Consider the following 7,091-nt stretch of genomic DNA (forward strand, 5'->3'; position numbering starts at 1 on the left):
GGGCAACCGTGCCGCCGCCCTCATGTCGCCGGTTCTCCGCGGGTCCGGCGTGGTGGGGACGCCAGGTGACACGCTGCCTCTGCGTCGGCCACCCCCGGAACCAGAGCCCCGGCCCCCGAAGGCCCCCGGCCGGGGTGAGCCGCGTCGCATAGACGTGTGCGGGACTTGCTATGCAACGAGTTGCATAGCACGATCGTCGGCATGGCGCTCGAACACGCGATCCTGGTGTCACTCCTGGAGAAACCGGGGTCCGGCTATGAGCTGGCCCGGCGTTTCGAGCGGTCCATCGGCTACTTCTGGACCGCGACCCACCAGCAGATCTACCGCGTGCTCAAGCGCATGGAAAACGACTGCTGGGTCGACGCCCGCGACGTCCCGCAGCACGGGCGGCCGGACAAGAAGGAGTACTCCGTCGCCGACCTCGGCCGGGCCGCGCTGTCCTCGTGGCTGCACGATCCGATCGAGCCGGAGAGCGTCCGCCACGACCTGGCGGTGAAGATCCGCGGTGCCGCCTTCGACGACCCGGCCGCCCTGATCCAGGAGGTGGAACGTCACCGGCAGGCGCACCGCGACCGGCTGGCGCACTACCTCGCGGGCGAGGAACGCGACTTCACCGGAACCGACGCGAACGTGGCACCGCCGGACGCGCCACTCGACGCGGAACACGAGCTCCAGCACGTCGTCCTGCGCGGCGGCATCGCCTACGAGCGGATGATGATCGGCTGGCTGGACGATGTGCTTGGCACACTCGCCCGCTTCGGTCCGCCCGGCCGCTGACCGCCGCGTCATTCACCCGCTGCTCCGGTCCTCCGGGCTCCCCCAGCCTCAGACTTCTCCGTTTCTCATCTGTCCTCCAGCCCAAAGGGGTCCTCACCATGGCTGACCAACCTCTCTTCAACCCGCGCACCTACGACCCCGCGCACTTCGATTCCGAGACGCGCCGCCTGCTGCGTGCCACCGTCGACTGGTTCGAGGTACGTGGGAAGCGACAGCTGATCGAGGACTACCGCACACGCGCCTGGCTCGGTGACTTCCTCGCCTTCGCCGCGAAGGAGAACCTGTTCGCCACCTTCCTGACGCCCTCCTCCGCCGCCGGAGCGGGAGAGGCGGACAAACGATGGGACACCGCCCGCATCGCCGCGCTCAACGAGATCCTCGGCTTCTACGGCCTGGACTACTGGTACGCCTGGCAGGTGACCATCCTCGGCCTCGGCCCGGTCTGGCAGAGCGACAACGCAGCCGCCCGCGACCGCGCCGCCCAACTCCTCGACCAGGGCGAGGTGTTCGCCTTCGGCCTGTCCGAGAAGTCGCACGGCGCCGACATCTACTCCACCGACATGCTGCTGGAGCCGGACGGCGACGGCGGCTTCCGTGCCACCGGCTCCAAGTACTACATAGGCAACGGCAATGCCGCCGGACTCGTCTCCGTCTTCGGCCGCCGCTCCGACGTCGAGGGCCCCGACGGCTACGTCTTCTTCGCCGCCGACAGCCGTCACCCGGCCTACCACCTGCTCAAGAACGTCGTCGACTCGTCCAAGTTCGTCAGCGAGTTCCGCCTGGAGGACTACCCCGTTCAGGCCGAGGACGTCCTGCACACCGGCCGCGCCGCCTTCGACGCCGCCCTCAACACCGTCAACGTCGGCAAGTTCAACCTGTGCACCGCCTCGATCGGCATCTGCGAACACGCCATGTACGAGGCTGTCACCCATGCTCACAACCGCCTCCTCTACGGCCGTCCCGTGACCGCTTTCCCTCACGTGCGGCGCGAGTTGACCGACGCCTACGTCAGGCTCGTCGGGATGAAGCTGTTCAGCGACCGTGCCGTGGACTACTTCCGCTGCGCCGGCCCCGAGGACCGCCGCTACCTGCTCTTCAACCCGATGACGAAGATGAAGGTGACTACGGAGGGCGAGAAGGTCATCGACCTGATGTGGGACGTCATCGCCGCCAAGGGCTTCGAGAAGGACAACTACTTCGCCCAGGCGGCCGTGGAGATCCGCGGACTGCCGAAGCTGGAGGGCACTGTCCACGTCAACCTGGCGCTGATCCTGAAGTTCATGCGCAGCCACCTCCTGGATCCGGCCGCCTACCCCGACGTGCCGACCCGCCTCGACGCCGCCGACGACACCTTCCTGTTCCGGCAGGGTCCGGCCCGCGGCCTCGGCTCGGTCCGCTTCCACGACTGGCGGCCCGCCTTCGAGTCGTGCGCGCACCTGCCCAACGTCGCTCGGCTGCGCGAACAGGCCGACGCCCTGTGCGAGTTCGTCGCCACCGCGGCCCCCGACGCCGAACAGAGCCGCGACCTCGACCTCCTCCTCGCCGTCGGCCAGCTCTTCGCCCTCGTCGTCCACGCACAGCTCGTCCTGGAACAGTCCCGCCTCACCGGCCTCGACGAAGACGTGCTCGACGAACTCTTCGCCGTCCTCGTAAGGGACTTCTCCGCACACGCCGTAGAACTGCACGGCAAGGACTCGGCGACCCGCCAGCAGCAGGAATGGGCGCTGGGCGCGGTCCGGCGGCCCGTCGTCGACCCGGCACGCACCGAGCGAGTCTGGCAGCAGGTCGAGGCACTGTCCGGCGCGTACGAGACGGCCCCGTAGGCACGTCACGCCGTACCCGTCCCGGTGGTGGCCGCGCCGCACGGCCCGGCCACCACCGCCGCATCCTGCCGGCGCCGACACAGCACCGGGCTCTCACACCCCGGCGTCCGCGACGGCCCCGCACGTTCTACGAGGACACCGTCCGCTTCGCCGTCGAGCACAACGTGTGGACGGCCCCGCTGGAGCAACACCGCGATCGCCGTGCGGGTGGCGGGTTCGGCGCTGCGGAAGCGGTTCGGCGCGGACGTGTGACCCGTCCGCGGAGCAGTCATCCAGGTCCAGCAGGCCGGCACAGCGAAGCTCGGCCAGCAGGGCAGTATGCAGCCGCGGCCACACGCCCGCCTCGGTCCAATCCCGCAGCCGGCGCCAGGCCGTCACCCCGGAGCAGCCCGCCGTCTCCGCGGGGACATCACACCATGCAACACCGGTCCGCAGCACATACATCACACCGGCGAGTGCCAGGGAGCAGGCGGCATCAGCCGGGCCACCCGCTCCCACAGGTCATCAGGAACAAGATCGGCACGCACCCCGGACACCCTGCCGACCAAGATTGTCGAGCACAAGACCCGCAGCTCAACTCATTCTGAAACGATCAATTATGCGCGGAGTCGGCAGGGCGAGCATCCTACTCGGCGAAGGCCGCAGATTATGGGGCCGTGGCCGGGCTCAACCACGCGGGGAGTCAGCCGAGCCACGTGAGTGGGTCTTCCTCGTCCTCCCCGGATTCCCGGACCGTTGTGCACTCCGGACTTCCCGCCCTGGCCCACTGTGTACTGGTACTTCACCTGGTGGCACGACGACGGCACCGTCTAAGACCTTGTCCCACATGGTCAGTTGGCCGTTGTGCTGGGCATGGGGAGTGGGTGCTGGGGATGGACGATCTGACGCCCACCGAGGCCCTGGACGCCGTCGAGGGGCGGTGCGCGGACCTGCTCGGCGTCCGGCAGAGCATGAAGCCGCGCCGCTGGCCCCCGGCGACGAATTGGCTGTCCTTGGTCGCCTAGGGTCTGTCGTTTGGATCACCGTGGCGGAGGGAGCCGAGAAGGCAGCCGATGGGCCAGCGGTCGATCAGGGTGTGGGCTGCCGTGGAACAATCCGTGGGGGGAACGCGCGAGGGGGGTCGTGATGCGGCGGGAACATCGGGCGTTGCTTTGTGCGCTCATGGTGATTTTTGCGTCCACTGCGACTGGGTGCTTCGCTCGTTACGAGGCGTGTCCCGGGGAGGGCGGCCGACCCGATGACCTGGGGGTTGACAACCTCGTGGGCACCTATCGGAACCCGTTGGGAAGCTCTGTGACCCTGCGGGGCGATGGTTCCTTCACGACGGTGGCGTGGCCTGCTGGCCTCGACGAGGCAACTGGACCCGTGGACCGGAGACGAGGCAGTGGACGGTGGAAACTCAGCGACGGCAGTCGCAATGATTTCGACGTTGCGCTTTCCTTCTACGAGATCAACGACTATGAGGTCGGCCCGGGCAGTTACGGATCCGGTTTCGACATCAGCGGCACCCGTGAGGATCTGCGGCTGTATGCATGGGTCGGTGACCCTGATGACTGCGCCAACATGAGCACTTTCAGTAGTAAGCCGCCCGCTTAATCCTGCTGATCAGTCAGTTCCCGCGTTGCGGCACGCGATAGCTCCTGCTCCGTGAACGGCCGTGTGCGGAGCGGTCGGAACCGCGAAGCTGGCGCAGTCTGTGACTGGTGCAGCCCTCGCGCTGGCGAGACCGGAGGACCCACTTAGCGCAGGTCCTCCGGCGGTCTGCCCAGCTTGGGCGAGGGCCGTGAAACTGCCCGGGCCCTTGCCGCGGCTGTTCCGGAAGGGGATGACCGGGGGTAGCCGATCGGCCATCTATTCGAAGATCCGCATAGGCGTATGGGATCAGGTGACAGGCTGTCAGTGGGCCCCGCCATGCTCGTCGTGCGGGGCCGAAACAGGGCCGGACCGAGGCGACCCGTACTGCGGGGTGGAAGGGATGTGTGGTGTGGCTTTGCGGGCGACAGCTGAACAGGAAGCAGCCCGGGAGGCATTTGCCGCAGGCCAAGACTTGGCGTTGGTGGCCGGCGCCGGTACTGGGAAGACGTCAACGCTGGTGATGATGGGCTCAGCAACGCGTGGCCGGGGCCTGTATGTGGCCTTCAACAAGCCGATCGCTGACGAAGCCAAGAGCCGGTTCGGGAGGAATGTGGAGTGCCGTACGTCGCACTCGTTGGCGCACCGGGCGGTGGGTCGCCAGTTCCAGGACCGGTTCGACGGCTCGCGCCACATGCCGTTGAAGCGTACGGCGCAGTTGCTGGGGCTGGACCGCGACCTGGCCGTGGGCAAGAGGCGGCTGAGGGCGACGACGCAGGCGCGGCTGGTGATGGAGATGGTCCGGCGTTTTTGCTACAGCACGGATCAGCAGGTGGCAGCCCGGCATCTGGGCCCGGTGAACGGACTGGATGACCAGGGGGCGCAGTATCTGGCGCAGGTGCTGCTGAGCAGGGCGCGGTGGGCGTGGGACGACATCTGCTCGCTTCAGGGAAAGCTGCCGTTTCAGCACGATCACTACCTCAAGATGTGGGCGCTGACGCGGCCGAGGCTGCCTGCGGACTTTGTGCTGCTGGACGAAGCGCAGGACACCAATCCGGTCTTGGAGGAGATCTTCCTGGCGCAGGATGCGCAGCGCGTGTGTGTCGGGGATCCGGCACAGCAGATCTATGACTGGCGGCATGCCAAGGACATCATGAGCGGTTTTCCCGGGCAGCAGCTGGAGTTGACGCAGTCGTTCAGGTTCGGGCCGGCGATCGCGGAGGTGGCGAATCGGTGGTTGCGTGCTGCGTTGTCGACGATGCAGCTGACCGGGCATGCCGGTGGTGTATCGGGGCTGGGGCGGGTCGAGGTCCCCGATGCGGTGTTGTGCCGGGGGAACGCCGACGCACTCGCTGAGGTGCTGGGCTTCCTCGAGAAGGGGGTGCCGGTTGCGCTGGCCGGGGGCAGTAAGCCGCTGTTGACGATCGCTGAGGCGGCGATCGACCTGCAGGCGGGTCGGCGGACCTCGCATCATGAGCTGTTCTTGTTCTCGTCCTGGGGTGAGGTGCAGGAGTACGCGGAGCAGGACTCCGCGGCAGCGGAGCTGAAGGCGATCGTGGAGCTGGTCGATACCTACGGGCCGCAGCAGATCATCGCGGCCGTGAAGCGCATGGTCGACGAGGACCAGGCGCGGGTGGTGGTGTCGACGGTGCACAAGGCCAAGGGACGCGAGTGGAGGCGGGTGCGGATCGGGGCCGGATTCACGCCACCTGCGGAGGAAGCGGCGGCACGAAGCGTGCATCCGGCGGAGGCGCGTCTGATTTACGTGGCGGTGACGCGGGCCCGCGAGGTGCTGGATACGACGGGGATCCAGTGGGCCGAAGCCCAGATCCGGCATGCCTCGCGCGCAACTGTGACCAGTACCCCGGACGGCGTGCCCCTGGCCGCGCTGCCGCTGACCGGACAGCTCCAGTACCCTCGCTCGCCGATGTCCGTCTTTCTGAATCGGCATCTGCCGCGCGCCGAGCGGGTGGTCGGCGCATATCTGGACCGCTCGCGGGGGCTTCCTCCCGCGGTGCAGCCCATGGATGAGCGGCGCCCCGATTATGCGGCCCTGGGGCACACCATCGACTACCGCCTCCGGCTCAGTCTCGGCCGCGGCCCTGGAGGCGCGGTCGCGTCGGGCATTCGGCTACTCGGCAGCCGGCTCCCGATCGAGGGGGCTCCTGCCCCTGAGGTGCGTGAGACCTTGCATACGGCCGGCACCCAGCTGCTTGCCCGTCTCCAAAGCCACCTCGAAGGAGGGCCTGGACTGGGCGAGGAGGAATTGACCCGGTTGTGTCACGTGGCCGGGTTCTATGAGGCCATCTACCGCAATGGCGTCTTCTCCCGGCGCCGGAACCTGCTGGCCCTCGCCGACGCGCAAACCACCGTGGATCACCTGACTGCGGCGGTGCCGGCGTACGTGCTGGAGGACATCTCCGAGCAGATGGAGCTGGCCGAACAGCCTTTCGCGCCGTTCAGGGACCTGTCGGACGAACAGCGGGTGTGCGGGCCGGTGTTCGCCGGCAGTGCCGACCTGGGCGGGGCCGATGCGGACTTCATCGTCGGCGGGCTGCTGATCGACTGCAAGGCCACCACCCGCCCCCACACGATCAACCGCTCAGCCGTGCAGCAGCTCGCCGGATACCTGCTGCTCGACTACGACAACGCGTATGGCATCGACCGGGTGGGCCTCTACCTTTCCCGCCAGGGCGCTCTGATCACATGGGACGTCCCGGAATTCCTCAATGCTCTGGGCACTCAGGTTCCACTCCCCCAGCTGCGCGCACTGCTGCGCGACCACCTTCGCCGGCCACAGCGCTCGACGCCGTCGGAGAAAGGCTGACCACGGACCTGGCGATTTCGCCGGTGCCGGCAGACCGGCTCATGTACGTGAGGTCAATGAGTACCGCTCCTGAGAGCGGTACTCATTGACCT

Annotated in this window: 5 protein-coding genes and 1 pseudogene; 5 read left to right on the forward strand and 1 reads right to left on the reverse strand. The window is 67.7% G+C overall.

Annotated elements, in window-relative coordinates:
* Window positions 1-201 precede the first annotated feature (201 nt).
* Together ACFVYS_RS43560 and ACFVYS_RS43565 are read left to right on the forward strand one after the other, a co-directional pair.
* Window positions 202-777, forward strand: coding sequence for a PadR family transcriptional regulator (locus ACFVYS_RS43560; RefSeq protein WP_389511418.1), 576 nt, complete (start codon window positions 202-204; stop codon window positions 775-777).
* 98 nt (window positions 778-875) lie between these two features.
* Window positions 876-2,600, forward strand: coding sequence for an acyl-CoA dehydrogenase family protein (locus tag ACFVYS_RS43565; protein WP_389511420.1), 1,725 nt, complete (start codon window positions 876-878; stop codon window positions 2,598-2,600).
* A gap of 237 nt (window positions 2,601-2,837) precedes the next feature.
* On the opposite strand, the pseudogene ACFVYS_RS43570 reads toward ACFVYS_RS43565, so the two are convergent.
* Window positions 2,838-3,127, reverse strand: a pseudogene (locus ACFVYS_RS43570) (transposase); the annotation flags it as partial.
* A gap of 345 nt (window positions 3,128-3,472) precedes the next feature.
* Between ACFVYS_RS43570 and ACFVYS_RS43575 the strand changes: the two are divergent.
* From ACFVYS_RS43575 to ACFVYS_RS43585, 3 genes are all read left to right on the forward strand, one after another.
* A complete protein-coding gene (locus ACFVYS_RS43575; RefSeq protein WP_389511421.1) occupies window positions 3,473-3,604 on the forward strand; it encodes a hypothetical protein in 132 nt (43 codons plus the stop codon).
* Window positions 3,605-3,893: 289 nt separating this feature from the next.
* Entirely contained in the window at window positions 3,894-4,196 is a 303-nt protein-coding gene (locus ACFVYS_RS43580; protein WP_389511422.1) for a hypothetical protein, read from the forward strand.
* Between the two features lie 379 nt (window positions 4,197-4,575).
* Complete coding sequence (locus ACFVYS_RS43585; protein ID WP_389511423.1) at window positions 4,576-6,999, forward strand: UvrD-helicase domain-containing protein; 2,424 nt, start codon at window positions 4,576-4,578, stop codon at window positions 6,997-6,999.
* Window positions 7,000-7,091 lie beyond the last annotated feature (92 nt).

Origin of the sequence: Streptomyces sp. NPDC058295 (genome assembly GCF_042880655.1) — a bacterium.
Classification (GTDB): domain Bacteria; phylum Actinomycetota; class Actinomycetes; order Streptomycetales; family Streptomycetaceae; genus Streptomyces; species Streptomyces coriariae.